The organism is Neisseria sp. P0019.S003, assembly GCF_051957115.1.
GTDB classification, from domain to species: Bacteria; Pseudomonadota; Gammaproteobacteria; order Burkholderiales; family Neisseriaceae; genus Neisseria; species Neisseria flavescens_D.
In genome coordinates this window covers 504,350-522,042 of the sequence record NZ_JBQCWT010000001.1, presented here as the reverse complement: position 1 = coordinate 522,042, position 17,693 = coordinate 504,350, and the positions used below count along the sequence as shown (strand labels likewise).

Below are 17,693 nucleotides of genomic sequence, written 5' to 3'. Positions count from 1 at the left end.
TATAGCAAGGTAAACCGATTTTCAGACGGCCTTAAATAATAAAGGCCGTCTGAAACGGAAAAATAAAGGACGTGTTCATCACGTCCTTTATTTTTAGTTTAATAAAAGGCCGTCTGAAAGATAAGTTTCAGACGGCCTTTGTTAGGATAAATAATCAGAAAACCGATTAATCAGCGTTGTTTACTTTACGCCAAAACCAGGTTGGAGCAGGGCGCAAGGCTGACGCTCGTGACGGCTGCGGCGTGTTCTGCCGGCAATTTTGCCGCAGACAATACCTGGATCGTTTTTCTCTTCTGCTTTTTTCGAGTTTTTGTCTGACTTGCTCGCGTATTCGTTGCGTTTGTTTCTATCATCGCGCCGAGAGCGACTGTCGTTGTGCTGAACCGGTTGTGCTTCGGCTTCATCTTGATTGTCGGTACCCCACCAGTGCGGCTCAAAGCCTTCGATGCGTTCCACATTCAAATCGCTGCCGGTCAGCTCTTTAATGGATTCAAACATTTTCTGTTCGGTTTTATCCATCAAGGAAATGGCAACGCCGTCAGCACCGGCCCGGCCGGTGCGTCCGATGCGGTGGACGTAGTCTTCAGGTTGGGTTGGCAGCTCGTAGTTGATGACGAAAGGCAACTCGGCAATATCCAGACCGCGTGCGGCAACGTCGGTGGCCACCAAAACGCGTAATGTACCTTCTTTAAAGGCGTTAAGGGTTTCCAGTCGGCTTTGTTGGGATTTGTCGCCGTGGATGGATTGGGCGGCAATGTTGCGGCGGACGAGGTCGCGGGTAACTTGATCGACGCTTTGTTTGGTTTTGCAGAATACAATGACTTGATTCATATGCAAATCAACAATCAGACGTTCGAGCAGGTTGCGTTTTTTGAGCGCATCAACGGCAATGATGTGTTGCTCGACATTGGCGTTGGTGGTGTTTTGCGCGGCCACCTCGACCATTTCAGGCGTGTGCATAAAATCTTGCGCAAGCTTGCGGATAGGCGGTGAGAAAGTGGCGGAAAAAAGCAGGGTTTGTCGCTGTTTGGGCAACATCTGCATGATTTTGCGGATATCGTCGATGAAACCCATATCAAGCATACGGTCGGCTTCATCGAGTACGACGATTTCAACTTTGTTTAAATTAATGTTTTTTTGTTTGACGTGGTCGAGCAGTCGGCCAACCGTAGCGACAACGATTTCACAACCAGCGCGCAAGTCGGCAGTTTGTTTGTCCATATTGACGCCGCCGAAGAGGACGGTATGGCGCAAAGGAAGATTTTTAATGTATGCCTGCACGTTTTGATCGATTTGATCGGCCAGTTCGCGGGTAGGGGTTAATACCAACATGCGGACAGGGTGCATGGCAGGGGAGGTGCTGGATGTGGCGTAGCGTTTCAGGCGTTCGAGGCTGGGCAGCATAAAGGCGGCGGTTTTACCTGTGCCGGTTTGTGCTGCGGCCAAAAGATCGTGTCCCGCCAAGGCTTTAGGAATCGCTGCGGCTTGGATAGGCGTCGGGTTTTCATACCCTTGATCGGTCAGGGCAGAGACTAATTCGCTGCCTAAACCGAGTGAAGAGAAAGGATTCATGATGGTGGCTTTCTGTTCAGACGGCTTTTTGAATGGTGAGGCCGTCTGAAAAATCTGATTCTGAAATGGATAAACCGCAGTATGATTTTGATTCTGCGGTTTGAAAAAAATGGGGAGCGGAATAATCCGTCAAGTAGCCCATTATGCCATAAAAAGAGGGACTCCCCAAATGATGGTTGCGGCTAGAATTGACCAAGTTTTGATATTTTTACAGTTCAAAAACAGAAAAATTTACTGGCCTGCAAGGTTTTGAGTTTATTGAGGATTAAGCATTTGTCTTAACGTCAATAGAATTAATTTATCAAAAACTTACAGGCTGAAATGAAACTAAATTGTACTCACGTACTCAATATTGAGGTGCAGAGCTTGTTTTGTAGCCTGTATCTCCCGTTTAACGGTAAACCATAAAATCAAAATTTAGGAATATACAATTATGAAAACTTTATTGATCGCTCTTGCAACCGGTAGCCTGATGTTGGCAGCTTGTTCTTCTTCCAAACCTGCTGAAGAAGCGGCAGCGCCACGCGTCACTGTTGAAGAAGCAATGACCCAATGCCAACAGGCATCTGGTGAAAATGCTGACCGCGCTGTGTTTGACGCCTGCATGAAAGACAAAGGCTATCAACGTACCGCTGAATCAGCTGCTTCCGAGCCTGCTGCCTCTGAACCTGTAGCAGCGCCTGAGGCTGTTACTCCTGAAGCTGCCGCATCCGAGCCTGCTGCTAAAGCTGCTCCTGCTAAAGCCGCTCCTGCAAAAAAAGCTGCTAAAAAAGCAAAAAAATAAGCTTCATAAAATTCAAGGAAGTCACTCTCATCAATACTCCGGATGAAGACAGACTTAGAGCAACTTGAAAACAAAGGCCGTCTGAATATGTTTCAGACGGCCTTTGTTTTTTTTATGTATAAGGATATTATTAGAAAATATGGTTTTGGTTTTATTAAGAAAATAAAAAAGACGTGTAACGGGTACACGTCTTTTTCGGAGAATAAATCTTATTGCTTATATTCGCTGCCATCTTCTCGGAAAAGTTTTGGTTGATCGCCTTTTTCAACAACCTCTTTATTGATGACAACTTTTGCTACGTCTTTCAAATCTGGCAGAGTGTACATGGTGTCCAAGAGGCAACGTTCGACGATAGAGCGCAGGCCGCGCGCACCGGTTTTACGTTCCATCGCCAGTTTGGCGATGCTGCGCAAGGCGTCTTCTTCAAACTCAAGGCCGACATTTTCCATTTCAAACAAAGTTTGATATTGTTTGACCAAGGCATTTTTCGGTTCGGTCAAAATGTTGACCAAAGCATCTTCGTCCAATTCTGCCAGTGTGGCAATCACAGGCAGACGGCCGATAAGCTCGGGAATCAAGCCGAATTTAATCAAGTCTTCAGGCTCGACTGTTTCAAACAGGGCTGAAATATCGGCGTTTTCATCTTTGCTGTGTACCGCCGCACCAAAGCCGATACCGCCTTTTTCAGTACGTTGACGGATGACTTTTTCCAAGCCGGCAAATGCACCGCCGCAGATAAAGAGGATGTTGGTGGTATCAACGTTGATGAATTCTTGGTTCGGATGTTTGCGGCCTCCTTGAGGGGGAACGCTGGCTACCGTGCCTTCAATCAGTTTCAGCAGGGCTTGTTGCACGCCTTCGCCGGATACGTCGCGCGTGATGGACGGATTGTCGCTTTTACGTGAAATTTTATCGATTTCATCGATATAAACGATGCCGCGCTGGGCTTTTTCAACGTCAAAATCACATTTGCCCAAAAGTTTGGTAATGATTTGTTCGACGTCTTCACCAACATAACCGGCTTCGGTCAAAGTTGTGGCATCCGCCATGACAAAAGGTACATCCAGTTTGCGCGCCAAAGATTGCGCCAACAGGGTTTTACCTGAACCGGTAGGGCCGATGAGCAGGATATTGGATTTGGACAATTCAACTTTGCCCTCTGCTTTCGGATGGCGCAGGCGTTTGTAGTGGTTGTAAACCGATACTGCCAACGCTTTTTTTGCGTGTTCCTGACCGATAACGTGGTCGTTGAGGTTGGCAACGATTTCGGCCGGGGTAGGCAGTTTTTTTTCGGCGTTTTCTTCTTTCGCTTTGACAAGCTCGTTTTCAATCTCGCCTGATTCGTTGTCTTGCAGCATCATGCCGCAAGTTTCTACACATTCGTTGCAGATGAAGGCGTGTTCGCCTTCGATCAGGTTTTTAACGTCGTTTTCGGACTTCCCGCAGAATGAACAGGTGCGTTTTTCTTCAGACATAATAATTTCTTCGTATGGTTGTATGGAGGCTGTGTTGTAAAGGGGGAACAGATATTTCGGGCGTATTGCCGGATTGAGGGAATGCCTCTGACAAAGGAGTCTAAGTATAATGACTATCTTGTGTTTTTTCAAATCAGAGCAGGCATTGTGCCGTATCGTCTAAGAAACAGATGAGGGCGCTGGATTTGAATATCTCGCAAACAAACGCAAAGTTTTCTCAACTCGCTTTACAATTGTCGAAAAATTTAACAGAATGTTGAATTAAATGTATTTTTTTGAATTGGCAGATATGAAAATCTATAAAACTTTAGGAATGGTATGGACAGGTGTGGCATTGGCCTTTGCTTCTGCGCCTGCCGTTGCCGATGATATGGATGTGTTGGGACAATTTTTGGAGCAAAATTTCCCAGTTCAAAATGACCCGATGGAAGCTTTTGCGTTGAGTCATGCCGACCAAGTCGAAGCTCAGGCCGCTTTGGCAGGTCCTCTGCTTTCTTCGCAATCTGCTTTGATTTTCAATAATAAAACCGGTGAAGTGCTGTATCAGAAAAACCCTGATCGTGTCATGCCGATTGCCTCTATTTCTAAATTGATGAGTGCGATGGTGGTGTTGGATGCGCATCTCGATATGAACGAGCCGATTACGATTACCGAGGCTGAAATCGACCGCCTGAAAGGTACGGGCAGCCGTTTGAGCATCGGCACGACGCTGACACGCGGCGAACTGTTGCACCTGAGCTTGATGAGCAGTGAAAACCGTGCCACTCATGCGTTGGGCCGTACCTATCCGGGCGGTATGAGCGCGTTCGTTGCGGCCATGAATGCCAAAGCGCAAAGCTTGGGCATGACCAGCAGCCGTTTCTATGAGCCTACCGGTTTGAATTTCCAAAACGTTTCAACCGCACGCGATTTGAACCGCATGGTTGCGGCAGCAAGCAAATATCCGCTGATCCGTAAAAATTCTACTTCAAATTACGGCTCGGTTTGGACGGCAAATGGTCGTCAAAACTACAAAAACTCCAATGCCTTGGTGCGTGAGGGCAGCTGGAATATCGAATTGCAGAAAACAGGCTATATCCGCGAGGCAGGACGTTCTATGGTGGTTAAAGCCAATGTACAGAATCAGCCGATCACCATTGTATTGCTCAACTCTCCGTCTTCCACAACCCGCGTGAACGATGCGCGTAAGATTGAGTCTTGGATGTTGCAGCGCCGTTCTTAAAATATTACGCTTAAAGGCCGTCTGAAACCGTTCAGACGGCCTTTTGTGTAAAGTGTATTAAATTTGGGTACAATGTCGTTACATTAACTTAAAAACACAGAGAGAAAACATGTTGGGAAAATTAAATAAAAAATATTTATTTAGTATTTGTGCAATTTTGACTTTGGCTGGTTGTAGTTCAGTAGCAAATATGGTTGGCTATGACACTGCAACAATGAACGAAAGCGCGGCACAAAATTACTCTCAAATCATTCAACAAGTACATGATCAAAAAGCTTTGGATGTTGCATCTCCAACTGCACAACGAGTTCACCGTGTATTCTCACAACTGCTTCCTTATGCTGATAGTGCCAACAAAACCGGCATACCTTTTAATTGGCAGATGAATGTTATTCGCAGTGATGAGATGAATGCGTGGGCAATGCCGGGCGGTAAAATGGCTGTATACACCGGTATGGTGGAAAAATTGAAGCTGACTGATGCTGAAATTGCCGCTGTTATCAGTCATGAAATGACCCATGCTTTGTTGGAACACGGTAAAAAAGCCTTGGGTGGGCAAGTATTGACTGATTTTGGTGGGATAGTTTTAACCAAAGTAATGGGTATGAATAGAAATTTAGTTGGTGTAGGTGCAGAATTATTATCAATCAAACCGTTTTCACGTCGTCAAGAAAGTGAAGCGGATGCCGGTGGTGTGCGTTTGATGGCTGCAGCTGGATACAACCCTGAGGCTGCGATAAGTGTTTGGGAAAAAATGAATAAATTAGAAAGCGGTAGTCAAATGACTCTTCTGTCGACCCACCCGACCAATCAGGCGCGTATCAATGCAATCCGCAAAATGTTGCCTGAAGTGATGCCGATTTATCAGAAAAACAAACGTTAATTTGACGTATTGATGATTTTGCCGGTTTGAACAGATGATTCAAACCAGCAAAGTTTTATGGTTTCAATCTGACAGTTTGGCAAATTTATCCCAATTTACCTGAACATACGCTGCTGCGGTTTCCAAGTCTTCGTCGGCAACGTCATAATAATCGCCGTCAAGCTCTTCAAAATCGGGAAAAGTTTTGCGGATTTCATCGAAATCCCTCTGCTCGTCTGCCATTTTTTCAATGGCTTCGCCGTGTTTTTCGTACAGGGCTTTGGCTTTGTCTAAGATTTTCGGTGTAGGCTTGATGCGCCAGCGGCGCAGGCTGTCGGCAACCGGATTGCCGAAGATGTATTCTCCGTATCCTGAAGCGATAAGCTGTACGAAGCCGCCTTCTTGAACTTGGCTGTCGAGATAGCAAAGGGCGGTCAATGTATGCTGTTCGTCGTTGAGGCCGGACATTTCCTCATCTCCTGCCTGTTCGGTGTGATCCAAATAGGCTGCGCTGAGTGTATAAAGAAATGAAGCGGAATCGGAAGTATCGAAATCTTGAAGGCGGAGCGAGATAGTCATCATCATCAAAGGCCGTCTGAAAAAAGTGATTATATAATGTTTTCAGTCGAACCTAGCGGCCATTTTGCTTTACAATATCGGAAGATAAGAAAACATAGTGAGGAACCAAACCATGAGTACACAGTCTGAAAAAAACGTTGTAGTCATCAAGCCGCAGGATTTGCCGCTGCATTGCTCCGGCCCTAATCATGAAACATGGAACGGCCATCCGCGTGTGTTCCTGCCGATTCAGTCCAATAGTGAGATTGAATGCCCGTATTGCGGCACTTATTACCGTCTTGATGGCGAGATTCCGCATCATCATTACTAATCTATGCCTATGTTGAACAAAATCATCTGCGCTTTGTGCGTGAGTTTGTGCGCTGCGTGCGGTTCGTATAAGGCCGTGCGTCCAGACGCGCCGTTACCGGTCATTGCACAGGCGCAGACGTATTCTGTCCGTTATCAATCCGCACAAGGTCGGACGATTACTGCAATTTATATCAACAGCCACAGCCCGATGATGGTTGAGTTGCGTGAAGGCAATACGGTTGAGAAACTGGTGCAAGTCCGCTTGCGCAGTCAGGGCGTCGAGTACGCCAATCCAAGCTCGCGTTGGCAGATTGGCGATGGGTTTGCCGTACTGATTCGTGGCGGAAAAGAAGTTGTATTTAAAGAGATTGTGGAATAGGGCGGTTTAGCCTTTCGCTAAATATTTGATTAAAGGTTTGGGCAAACCATAATCCGCCAACTGTTCCGCTGATATCCAAAGGCCGTCTGAAAGATGTTCAGACGGCCTTTGTTGCGTCTGAAAAGGGGTAATCATCAATAAGCGGTGGGTCAGGCGGTGGGTAAATGTGGTTTGTTCTTCAAGGCCGTCTGAAGTGATACCGAAGCGTTTGGCGTAGGCATACAAATCGTCTAATTTTTCAAAACAGGGTACGCAATACAGACCGCCCCAAATACCTTTGGCAGGGCGTTTTTCAAGCAATAATGCGCCGTCAGTGTTATGAATAATCAGCCAATAAAGTGGTAGGGTTTGCACTTCGGGAACAGTTTTTTTACGGGGCAGTTCGTCAATGCGGTTTTGTTTTTTTGCTTCGCAGATGTCTGCCATAGGGCATTGATGGCACAAAGGTTTTGTCCGTTTGCAGACGGTTGCGCCCAAATCCATCAAGCCTTGCGTGTAGGCAGGCATATCGATGTTTTCAGACGGCATCAGGCTTTCGGCAAGCGCCCAAAGCGAGTTTTCAAATTTCTTATCTTGCGGATTGCCGTCTTGAGCAAAGACACGGCAGAGAACGCGTTTGACGTTGCCGTCCAAGATGGTTTCTCGTCGGTTGAAAGCAAAGGCAGAAATGGCGGCGGCGGTACTTCTGCCTACGCCGCAGAGCGTTTCCAAGTCTTTGCGTTCGGATGGAAAGATACCGCCGAATTGTCCGACGACTTGTTGCGCGGCTTTGTGCAGGTTGCGTGCGCGGCTGTAATAGCCCAAGCCTGCCCACAAGGATAAAACCTCGTCTTGCGGCGCAGCGGCAAGCGATTGTACGGTTGGAAATTTGGCTAAGAAACGCGGATAGTAGTCCAATACGGTAGCAACCTGTGTTTGCTGGAGCATGATTTCTGAAAGCCAGACGGAATAAGGGTCTTTGACCTGCCAAGGCAAGTTGTGACGGCCATGCTGCCGTTGCCAATCGATGAGTCGTCGCGCGAAGGATGTGGGTGTGTTCATTAATATTTACTTTTTAATTATTTATTTTTAAAACAGCATGTTACACTATAGCATACAAAATAATAATCAGGATTGACTTATCTGGTGGAGGGGTATATAAATATAGTTAACGTGGATTTACGCTGTATTGTTAAAGTTTATTAACTGCTCAAGGAGATTCACATGAAAGCAATGGTTTATCATGGCGCAAACGACATCCGTTTCGAAGAAAAACCCCGCCCTCAAATTATCGATCCGACCGATGCAGTCGTCAAAATCGTTAAAACCACGATTTGCGGTACTGACTTGGGTATTTGGAAGGGAAAAAACCCTGAAGTTGCCGACGGTCGTATCCTCGGTCATGAGGGCATCGGTATTGTAGAAGAAGTCGGCGATGCTGTAAAAAACATCAAAGTCGGTGATAAAGTCATTATTTCATGTGTCAGCAAATGCTGTACTTGCGACAACTGTAAAATCCAACTTTATTCACACTGCCGCAACGGCGGTTGGATCTTGGGCTATATGATTGACGGTACTCAGGCCGAATACGTCCGTACGCCTTATGCAGACAACAGCTTGGTTCCGCTGCCTGACAACGTCAACGAAGAAGTTGCCCTGCTGTTGAGCGATGCCTTGCCGACTGCCCACGAAATCGGCGTGCAATACGGTGATGTGAAACCTGGCGATACCGTATTCATCGCCGGTGCCGGTCCTGTTGGTATGTCTGCGTTGCTGACTGCGCAACTGTATAGCCCTGCCGCCATCATCGTTTGCGATATGGACGAAAACCGCTTGAAACTGGCGAAAGAATTGGGCGCGACCCATACCATCAACCCTGCTTCCGGCGATGTAAGCAAGCAAGTTGCTGATATCGTTGGCGAAGACGGCGTAGATTGCGCCATCGAAGCGGTCGGTATCCCTGCAACTTGGAATATGTGCCAAGACATCGTGAAACCCGGCGGCCATATCGCTGTGGTTGGCGTACATGGTCAATCCGTTGATTTCAAACTGGAAAAACTGTGGATTAAAAACCTTGCCATTACTACCGGCCTGGTTAACGCCAATACCACCGAAATGCTGATGAAAGCCATTTCCAGCAGCTCAGTGGATTACACCAAAATGATGACCCACCATTTTAAATTCAGCGAATTGGAAAAAGCTTACGATGTGTTCAAACACGCTGCTGAAAACCAAGCCATGAAAGTGGTTTTGGAAGCGGATTGATTTGAAAATCGCTTAATATGCTGTTAATTAAAGGCCGTCTGAACATTCAGACGGCCTTTTTGTGTGGTTTTATTTTTTCTTCAACCAAACGCCGCTTTCGATATGGTAGGTAAATGGGAATTGGTCGAACAGGGCGGCGCGTTCGATAGTATGGGTTTGACAGAGCGTATCGAGGTTGGCGCGCAGGGTCTCAGGGTTGCAGGAAATATAGAGGACGTTGTCGAATCGGGCAACCAATTTGAGCGTCTCATCATCAACACCGGCGCGTGGAGGATCAACGAAAATGGTTGAAAAATCATAGTTTTTCAAGTCGATGCCTTGTTCTTGCAGGCGGCGGAATTCACGGTTTTGCGTGTAGGCCTCGGTAAACTCTTCCGCAGACAGACGAGCGATTTTGAGATTGGTAATTTGGTTGGCTTCAATATTCCATTGGGCGGCGTTGACGGAAGTTTTGGAAACTTCGGTTGCCAGCACCTGATTGAAATGTTGCGAAAGCGGCAGGGTGAAATTGCCGTTACCGCAGTACAGCTCAAGCAGGTCTTTGCCTAAGTTTTGCGCGGCATCACACGCCCAAGTCAGCATTTTTTGGCACACTTGGGCATTGGGTTGGGTAAAGCTGCCCTCGATTTGACGATAGCGGAAGGTCTTGCCGTTGACTTCCAATGCTTCGGTCACAAAATCTTGGCTCAATACGATTTTTTGTCCGCGGCTGCGGCCGATGATATGAATGCCCAAATTGTGCGCCAGCTCTTGCGCGGCTTGTTGCCATGCGTCGTTCAGCTTCTTGTGGTAAATCATGGTAACCAGCATTTCGCCGCTTAAAGTAGATAAAAATTCGACGGCGTACCAGCGGTTTTTCAGCTCGGGATGATTGGATGCGGCTTCAATCAGTTTCGGCATCAAGGCATTGATGGATTCGGATGCGGCAGAAAATTGGTCGCAACGGATCAGGCTTGCCCTGCTTGCCTTTTGCCCGCGCTCAAACATGGCGTAAAACATTTCGCCGCCTTCATGCCAGATGCGGAACTCGGCACGCATTCTGTAATGCTGTTCCGGAGATTTAAAGACTTCGATTTCAGGGAAATCCAGTCCTTGGAAAAGTTGCTGAAGATATTGCTTTTTGTCGGCTAGTTGTTGCTGGTAGGCAGTCATCGGGGCAGTCTTTCAGAAAATAATGGTGAATTATAATATAGTTGGCGCAAAGATATGAAAGGCCGTCTGAAACATCGGTTTCAGACGGCCTTTGATTTCAAAGCATCAGCTTGTCAATCAGCCTTGCATTTGTTTGGCTTGAACGGCAGTCAGGGCGATGGTGAAGACGATGTCTTCAATCAATGCGCCGCGGGACAAGTCGTTAACCGGTTTGCGCAAACCTTGCAACAACGGGCCTACGCTCAGGACGTTGGCGCTGCGTTGTACGGCTTTGTAAGTACAGTTGCCGGTATTGAGGTCTGGGAAAACCAAAACGGTTGCTTGACCGGCAACAGCGCTGCCCGGAGCTTTAGATTGGCCGATAGATGGAACAGTAGCCGCATCGTATTGCAACGGACCTTCGATGGCCAAATCAGGGCGTTTTTCATTAGCCAGTTTGGTTGCTTCGATTACTGCATCGACATCAGGGCCGCTGCCTGAGTTGATGGTGGAGTAGGAAATCATGGCCACTTTGGGATCGATACCGAAGGCTTTGGCGCTGTCGGCAGATTGGATGGCGATGTCGGCCAGTTGTTCAGGCGTTGGGTTCGGGTTAACCGCGCAGTCGCCGAATGCCAAAACTTGGTTAGGCAGCAACATGAAGAATACGCTGGATACGAGGCTTGCACCCGGAGCGGTTTTAATCAGTTGCAGGGCAGGACGGATGGTGTTGGCAGTAGTGTGGACTGCGCCGGAAACCAAACCGTCAACGTCGTTTTGAGCCATCATCATGGTACCGAGTACGACGGTGTCTTGCAGCTGTTTGCGTGCATCTTCAGGAGTCAGGCCTTTGGATTTACGCAATTCGCACATCGGCTCAACGTATTGTTCAACCAAAGTAGCAGGATCAATGATTTCCAAAGAATCAGGCAGGGAAATGCCGCGTTCTTTAGCAACGGCTTCAACTTCTTCGCGGGTCGCCAACAGTATGCAACGGGCGATGCCTTTTTCGTGACAGATAGCAGCGGCAGCGACGGTGCGTGGTTCGGCGCCTTCAGGCAGAACGATACGCATATCGGCTTTGCGTGCGAAATCGATCAGGTTGTAACGGAATTGAGCTGGAGACAGGCGTTTGGCTTCGCGTTTGGCCAAAGCGGAGACATCTTGCAGTTTGTCGCTGGAGCCGAAGAAAGTCAGGCCGGTTTGCTCGGCAACTTGTGCGCCTAAAGCAGCGGCTGTGCCGTCAATGATGAAACCTTCCAATAAGCCCGGGGAGTTGGTGTAGAGCTGTTTGGTGAGGTTTAATTGTTGGGCGATGGCGGCCGCGTCAGTATTGTCGGATTTCAGCGCCAATACAACGCCTGCGTCCAAAGACAACGCCAATTCGACGTTTTTGCCTGCCAAGAACAATTTGTCTGCATCAGGAGTGATGCCTTCGATAACGAGGTTATCTGCGTTCAATGCTGCAACTTTACCGACAAGCGCGTCAAACCAGTCGTCGCTCTTGCCTTGAGCCAACAGGGCTTCTGTAGTGGAGTCAACGGCTTGGAAAACTTGCGCATTCAATGCCGCTGCAAATGCTTTTGCCGCTGCATCGGCGCTCAGGCCGGTAGATACCGGTGCGATCAGGATTTTTGCCATTTTGTGTCCTCTCTTTCGGTGATTGTAGAAGGGTGTTGCTGTTGTGCAGCTGGTGCTGCATTTTATCACTTTGGGATAACATATACACGGCCATATTGACATATGTCATCAGGCCGTCTGAAAAGTATAAACGCAATGGGCTAAATTCATCAATCCCCCATTGCCGCCAAAAGCTCGGCTTGATGCTCGGCAATCAGGGCATTGGTGATTTCTTCCAAGTCGCCGTCCATCACAAAATCCAGTTTGTGCAGGGTAAGGTTGATGCGGTGGTCGGTCACGCGGCCTTGTGGGTAGTTGTAGGTGCGGATGCGTTCGCTGCGGTCGCCGCTGCCGATGAGGGATTTGCGTTCGGCGGCTTCTTTGGCTTGGGCTTCGCGTTTTTGTGCGTCGTTTAAGCGGGCAGCGAGGACTTTCATCGCCTGCGCTTTGTTGGCGTGTTGGCTGCGGCCGTCTTGGCATTCGACTACCATGCCTGTCGGTAAGTGGGTAATGCGGACGGCGGAGTCGGTTTTGTTGATGTGCTGACCGCCTGCGCCGGATGCGCGGAAGGTGTCGATGCGCAGGTCGGCGGGGTTCAACTCGATGTCTTCCAGTTCGTCCGCTTCAGGCATGACGGCAACGGTACAGGCGGAGGTGTGGATACGACCTTGGCTTTCGGTGGCAGGAACGCGTTGTACGCGGTGGCCACCCGATTCAAATTTCAGACGGCTGTATGCGCCCAAGCCGATAATGCGGGCGATGACTTCTTTATAGCCGCCCAATTCGCTTTCGTTGGCGGAAACGATTTCAACCTGCCAGCGGTTGCGCTCGGCGTAGCGGCTGTACATACGCAGCAAATCGCCTGCAAACAGCGCGGCTTCGTCTCCACCGGTACCGGCGCGTACTTCGATAAAGATATTTTTATCGTCGTCGGCATCTTTGGGCAGCAGCAGTTTTTGCAATTCGGTATCGAGTTTGTCGATTTTGGCTTTGGCCGCTTCGATTTCTTCGGCAGCAAAGTCTTTCATTTCAGGGTCGGACAGCATTTCTTCGGCATCTGCCAAGTCGCTTTGCGCCAGCTGATAGTTTTGGAAGACTTCGACGACGGGGGTCAGTTCGGCGTGTTCGCGTGTGAGTTTGCGGTAGTTGTCCATGTCGGACGTGGCTTCAGGCTGACCGAGCAGATGCGTGACTTCTTCCAGTCGGTCGCTGAGTTGTTGTAGTTTTTCTAAGATAGACGGCTTCATAAATTTTCCAAAATACGGATGCCGTCGAGTGGTCTGCAACGGCGAAATAAGGAGTCATTATAATGGGTTTGAATGAAAATTCAAAAAGATATGATGGATTGGAAAGGCCGTCTGAAACCTGTTTTTAAGTTTCAGACGGCCTTTTTTTATATGTGCTTATTTAGGCGCAGCCAAGATGCCTGTTTGGTTCAGCAGGAACAAAACGGTAAAGCTAGTCAAATAAATCAAACCGATAATGGCGAGGAAGTTCATGCCCATGGTCAGTTTGTGACGTTTATCGCCTTTGACGAGGCGGTAGTTCAACCAAGCGAACACTGGGGCGGCAACGAAAGCGGTGATCATGGCGAATTTGAGCAGCTCTGCCATCGCGCTGTTGAACCAGAAAATTACGGCCAAGCCTGAGCCTGCAACCCAGACGTTCCAAGCAAACAGTTCGACATTGCCGGTTTTGTCTTTACCGCGCAACAGGCGTACCGGTTCGGCAATCGCGCGCGCGTAGCCGTCTACTACGGTAATGGTGGTGCCGTACATGCAGGCGAAGGCGATAAATGCCACCAGAGGACGCGACCAGTCGCCGATGGTCACGGCGTACATATTAATCAGCTGGCCGACATATTTGCCGCCCGCCATTTGTACGGCTTCGCCGTTGCCGTATTGGACATATGCACCCAAGGCCAAGAAGACGACCGCCAACACTGCGCTGGTGATGTAGCCGACGTTGAAGTCGAAAATGCCGTCTCGGTAGCTGGAAGGGTTGATGCGTTGTTTTTCGGTAACCCACAAAGAGTTGATGGCGGAAATTTCAATCGGTGCAGGCATCCAGCCCATCAGCGCGATGAGGAAGCCCAAGCCTGCCAGTGTCCACGGGGTAGGCTCGATAAAGTCAGGTTTCATCTGCATGCCGCGAGACATGGCCACGGCTGCTGCGGCGACGGTGGCGATGGTCAGGCTGACGATGATGATTTTGGAAACGTTGTCCAATGCTTTATAGCGGCCGCTTGCCAAAATCAGTAGGCAGGAAACCATAATCATGACGGACACCATGCCGGCATCGAAAGTCAGCGATGGGATCGCCATTTTGACGATGGCGGCGGTAACGATGGCGACTGCACCGGCATTAATCGTTGCCGATGCAATACACAAAATCAAAAATACCCACAAATAAACGCGGCTTTTTTCGGCATAGCCCTCAATCAGGCTTTTGCCCGTGTCCAGCGTGTAATGTGCGCTGAAGCGGAAAAAAGGGTATTTGAACAGGTTGGTCAGAATGATAATCAGCGCAAGCTGCCAGCCGTAAAGTGCGCCTGCCTGCGTGGAGGCAATCAGGTGCGAGCCGCCGACTGCCGCCGAAGCCATCATGATACCCGGGCCGAGAGCATTGATTTTGCTCTTCCAGGTGGAAGCGTGTGTATGTTGTTCAGCCATAATTAGTTTCCGCCTTTTTCAGACGGCCTTATTATCAAAAAAAGGCATATTTTAACGTAAATAAAAAGTTTGCCCAATAATATGCGTAATACTTTTTATCAATCAAAGGGAAAATACGGTGTTAAAAAGCCGAGATGACGGAGTGAACGATATTTTGTGCCAAAAACATTTTTTCAGACGGCCTTGTATCGCTTTTTATTCATGAATATGGGGTAGGGAGGGCAGAGTGTGTCGGTTTGGAAACGAAATGGCCGGGCAAGGCTTTTTGATGCCTTGAGGTCGGCATATCAAGGGGAAGTATGGAGCAGGGAATCCACGTTTTGCTCGGTTATTTCAGCCAGTTGCGCCAGCGGTATGCCGCGCAGTTCGGCTGCAATTTCGGCGATACGGCGGATGTTGGCTGGTGTATTGGTTTCATGGCCGAGCATAAAAGGGCTGTCGGTTTCGAGAACAAAATCCGTGTCATCTAAGGCTTGTAAGGCGGCACGGACTTTTTTGGCATTGGGATTGAGCAGTAGCGAGCCTATGCCGATTTTGAAGCCGAGTTTCACCAAAATCCGCGCTTCTTCTACGCTGCCGGAGAAAGCGTGAACGATACCGCCTCGTGTGAAACCGGCGGTTTTGACGGCGGCGGCAATGGCGGCGGTAGCTTTCAGATTATGGATGATGACGCGGCGGTTGAGGTTTTGGGCGAGGGTGAGTTGGCGGATAAAGACGTCGGTCTGCGTGTCGCGTTGCGCTTGGGTTTGCTCTTTGCCATAAAAATCCAAGCCGATTTCGCCAACCCATGCTTGCGGATGCCGGATTAATTCTTTCTCTAACTCTTGGAATGCCGCTTCGTTGAGGCCGTCTGAAAACCATGGATGAATGCCCAAAGCAATATGGATGTTTTCAGACGGCCTTTCCAACTGCGCAACGGAATGCCAATCCTTGGGGGACGTAGCCGGTACGATAAAACGCGCTACGCCGGCGGCTTGCGCTTCGGCAAGCACGGCAGGCAGCGTGTCGGCAAGTTTGGGGTCGGCAAGATGGCAGTGGGTGTCGGTAAAAGTCATATTAAATAGTGGTTTACAGTAGATTTAATTGTTGCAATTCTTGTTGCACCTTATCCGCATTCCAGTCATGAGATACGGCAAGGGTCATCAGCGCGGTGGCCGTTTCGAGATTGCATTTGCCGCTGTTGATAATACCTGCCTGACGCAAAGCATCGCCTTGGGCATAGACGGCGGCGGCACAACCTTGCGGCACTTGGCTGATGTTGAGCAGCAACTTGCCTTGTTGTGTAAAGGTTTGGACGGCTCGTACAAACGCATCGTTACTCGGCGCATTGCCGTGGCCGTAGCTTTGCAGAATCAGGGCTTGAGCGCAAAGGTTGGGCAGGCCGTCTGAAAGTTCTTGCGCGGCATAACCGGGAATCAGCGTGCGGACGGAAACTTTGGCTTCAGGATTGGGAAGACGCGGTTTGAGGCCGTCTGAATGTTGGGTCGGGGTGGTACGGATATTGTGCCAACCTTTATTTTCATCCCATTCGGCGAGTGCGCCAAAATGCAGGTTGTCGAAACCTGCGGCGGTCTCGGTGCTGACCTTGCTGCTGCCGACAGCGGGGAAGAGTTTGCCGTCAAAGGCAATCGCCACTTGTTTGAGCTTGAGCGAGAAAGCGGAAACGGCGGTGGCCAGGTTGCGCGGCGCATCGCTGTTGGCGGCATCGTAAGGCCATTGCGAGCCGGTCAGGATAACGGGTTTGTCCAAACCTTGCAGCGAGAGGGCGAAGAGGTTGGCGGTGTATGCCATGGTATCCGTGCCGTGCAACACCAAAATGCCGTCATAGTCAGGCAGCTTGGCGATAATAAGCTCCAGCCAGTCGCGTTGGTTTTGCAGCGTTACCGCGGAAGAATCGATGAGCGGCTGGCAAACGTGCCATTCGAAATCAAGGCCGTCTGAAAAGGGGGCGAGGGCTTTATCGACGAGAGCGGTATCGGGACGCAGGCCAGTGCTGCTTTGGGTCATGCCGATGGTGCCGCCTGTGTAGAGGACAAAGATTTTTTGTTTCATGGTGTTTCTGATGAATGATTGAGGCCGTCTGAAAGAGGGGAAGTGTTTCAGACGGCCTGGAATGGTTTATTGATTGGTTTGTTTTTTGGCTTTTGCCGCGCGTTTTTCGTGCAGTTTCTCGCGGAAGAAGGTGTGGCGGCGGTGTTTTTTCCACCAAATCCAGCCGACAATGACTGCGCCGATGCCCAGTACGATAAAGATACCGGATTGCAGGCTGTGCATTTTTTTCATCAGCCAGTCGGTATTGCGTGCGCCGTATTCACCCAAATAAATCCAAACCGGAACGGAAATCAGCGCGGCCAAACCGTCCATCAGGATGAAGCGCAGGTAGGAAACCTTGCGGCTGATGCCTGCGGTCACGAAAACTGCAGTACGCAGGCCGGGCAGGAAACGGGCGACGAATAAAACCCAGTTGCCGTATTTGTCGAATTTTTCCTGTACTTGGGCGTAGCGTTTGGGCGTCATCACGCGTGCAATCGGTTTGAATTTAAGGATTTTTTGCCCCCAAATCCGGCCGGCCGCAAACATAAAGCCGTCGCCTGCCAATACGCCGAGCATACCGACAAGAAACATAAGATGAGGGTTGGTATAACCCAAGCCGGAAATCACACCGCCGGTTACCAGCGTCAAATCTTCAGGAATCGGCACGCCGAAGCCGCAAATAACCAAAACGAAAAACACGGCCGCATAGCCGTATTCAACGAAAAAAGATTCTAAAAATGCAAACATGGCCGCCGTCCCACGATAGATATTGATTGATGACTGGATTAAGTTGGAATTCTACCAAAGATAAGGCCGTCTGAAAGCAAT

At 49.1% G+C, this 17,693-nt stretch carries 17 protein-coding genes; 6 read left to right on the top strand and 11 right to left on the bottom strand.

Going from position 1 to position 17,693, the window contains the following annotated elements; all coding sequences use genetic code 11:
* Positions 1–180 precede the first annotated feature (180 nt).
* Entirely contained in the window at positions 181–1,575 is a 1,395-nt protein-coding gene (locus ACTHTS_RS02465; protein ID WP_440369186.1) for a DEAD/DEAH box helicase, read from the bottom strand.
* A 430-nt stretch (positions 1,576–2,005) separates the two neighbouring features.
* Here ACTHTS_RS02465 and ACTHTS_RS02460 point away from each other — a divergent pair, with 430 nt between their 5' ends.
* The gene (locus tag ACTHTS_RS02460; protein ID WP_440369112.1) at positions 2,006–2,356 is read left to right on the top strand and encodes a hypothetical protein; all 351 of its coding nucleotides are present in this window, start codon (positions 2,006–2,008) and stop codon (positions 2,354–2,356) included.
* Positions 2,357–2,565: 209 nt separating this feature from the next.
* On the opposite strand, the gene clpX is transcribed toward ACTHTS_RS02460, so the two are convergent.
* Positions 2,566–3,831, bottom strand: a complete 1,266-nt coding sequence (clpX, locus tag ACTHTS_RS02455) for an ATP-dependent Clp protease ATP-binding subunit ClpX (protein ID WP_440369111.1) — start codon at positions 3,829–3,831, stop codon at positions 2,566–2,568.
* Positions 3,832–4,144: 313 nt separating this feature from the next.
* On the opposite strand from clpX, the gene ACTHTS_RS02450 reads away from it, so the two are divergent.
* On the top strand, positions 4,145–5,053 hold the full coding sequence (locus ACTHTS_RS02450) for a serine hydrolase (protein WP_371440889.1): 909 nt from the start codon (positions 4,145–4,147) through the stop codon (positions 5,051–5,053).
* A 109-nt stretch (positions 5,054–5,162) separates the two neighbouring features.
* Positions 5,163–5,936: a M48 family metallopeptidase gene (locus tag ACTHTS_RS02445; protein ID WP_371493198.1), complete on the top strand. Its 774-nt coding sequence runs from the start codon at positions 5,163–5,165 to the stop codon at positions 5,934–5,936.
* 63 nt (positions 5,937–5,999) lie between these two features.
* Here ACTHTS_RS02445 and ACTHTS_RS02440 read toward each other — a convergent pair whose 3' ends face one another.
* Positions 6,000–6,494, bottom strand: a complete 495-nt coding sequence (locus tag ACTHTS_RS02440; RefSeq protein ID WP_440369185.1) for a DMP19 family protein — start codon at positions 6,492–6,494, stop codon at positions 6,000–6,002.
* A gap of 112 nt (positions 6,495–6,606) precedes the next feature.
* Between ACTHTS_RS02440 and ACTHTS_RS02435 the strand changes: the two genes are divergently transcribed.
* Together ACTHTS_RS02435 and ACTHTS_RS02430 are read left to right on the top strand one after the other, a co-directional pair.
* Positions 6,607–6,804, top strand: coding sequence for a zinc-finger domain-containing protein (locus ACTHTS_RS02435; RefSeq protein WP_003745781.1), 198 nt, complete (start codon positions 6,607–6,609; stop codon positions 6,802–6,804).
* Between the two features lie 3 nt (positions 6,805–6,807).
* Positions 6,808–7,164: a hypothetical protein gene (locus tag ACTHTS_RS02430; RefSeq protein WP_036473192.1), complete on the top strand. Its 357-nt coding sequence runs from the start codon at positions 6,808–6,810 to the stop codon at positions 7,162–7,164.
* A gap of 6 nt (positions 7,165–7,170) precedes the next feature.
* Here the strand turns inward: ACTHTS_RS02430 and mutY are convergent, their stop codons facing one another.
* Complete coding sequence (gene mutY, locus ACTHTS_RS02425) at positions 7,171–8,205, bottom strand: A/G-specific adenine glycosylase (RefSeq protein ID WP_440369110.1); 1,035 nt, start codon at positions 8,203–8,205, stop codon at positions 7,171–7,173.
* Between the two features lie 162 nt (positions 8,206–8,367).
* Between mutY and ACTHTS_RS02420 the strand changes: the two genes are divergently transcribed.
* Complete coding sequence (locus tag ACTHTS_RS02420) at positions 8,368–9,408, top strand: zinc-dependent alcohol dehydrogenase family protein (protein WP_107858123.1); 1,041 nt, start codon at positions 8,368–8,370, stop codon at positions 9,406–9,408.
* A gap of 69 nt (positions 9,409–9,477) precedes the next feature.
* Here the strand turns inward: ACTHTS_RS02420 and trmA are convergent, their stop codons facing one another.
* The 7 genes from trmA to ACTHTS_RS02385 all read right to left on the bottom strand — a co-directional run bounded on the left by trmA (position 9,478) and on the right by ACTHTS_RS02385 (position 17,612).
* Entirely contained in the window at positions 9,478–10,560 is a 1,083-nt protein-coding gene (gene trmA, locus ACTHTS_RS02415) for a tRNA (uridine(54)-C5)-methyltransferase TrmA (RefSeq protein WP_440369109.1), read from the bottom strand.
* A 117-nt stretch (positions 10,561–10,677) separates the two neighbouring features.
* The gene (gene pta / locus ACTHTS_RS02410; RefSeq protein ID WP_440369108.1) at positions 10,678–12,180 is read right to left on the bottom strand and encodes a phosphate acetyltransferase; all 1,503 of its coding nucleotides are present in this window, start codon (positions 12,178–12,180) and stop codon (positions 10,678–10,680) included.
* Between the two features lie 149 nt (positions 12,181–12,329).
* A complete protein-coding gene (gene prfA / locus ACTHTS_RS02405; RefSeq protein WP_440366160.1) occupies positions 12,330–13,406 on the bottom strand; it encodes a peptide chain release factor 1 in 1,077 nt (358 codons plus the stop codon).
* 156 nt (positions 13,407–13,562) lie between these two features.
* Positions 13,563–14,831 (bottom strand): Nramp family divalent metal transporter, encoded by a 1,269-nt coding sequence (locus ACTHTS_RS02400; RefSeq protein ID WP_440369107.1) that lies wholly within the window; start codon positions 14,829–14,831, stop codon positions 13,563–13,565.
* Between the two features lie 287 nt (positions 14,832–15,118).
* Entirely contained in the window at positions 15,119–15,886 is a 768-nt protein-coding gene (locus ACTHTS_RS02395) for a TatD family hydrolase (protein ID WP_440369106.1), read from the bottom strand.
* 13 nt (positions 15,887–15,899) lie between these two features.
* Positions 15,900–16,883, bottom strand: a complete 984-nt coding sequence (locus ACTHTS_RS02390; RefSeq protein ID WP_440369105.1) for an asparaginase — start codon at positions 16,881–16,883, stop codon at positions 15,900–15,902.
* A gap of 66 nt (positions 16,884–16,949) precedes the next feature.
* Positions 16,950–17,612: a DedA family protein gene (locus ACTHTS_RS02385; RefSeq protein WP_296117197.1), complete on the bottom strand. Its 663-nt coding sequence runs from the start codon at positions 17,610–17,612 to the stop codon at positions 16,950–16,952.
* Between the last annotated feature and the right edge of the window lie 81 nt (positions 17,613–17,693).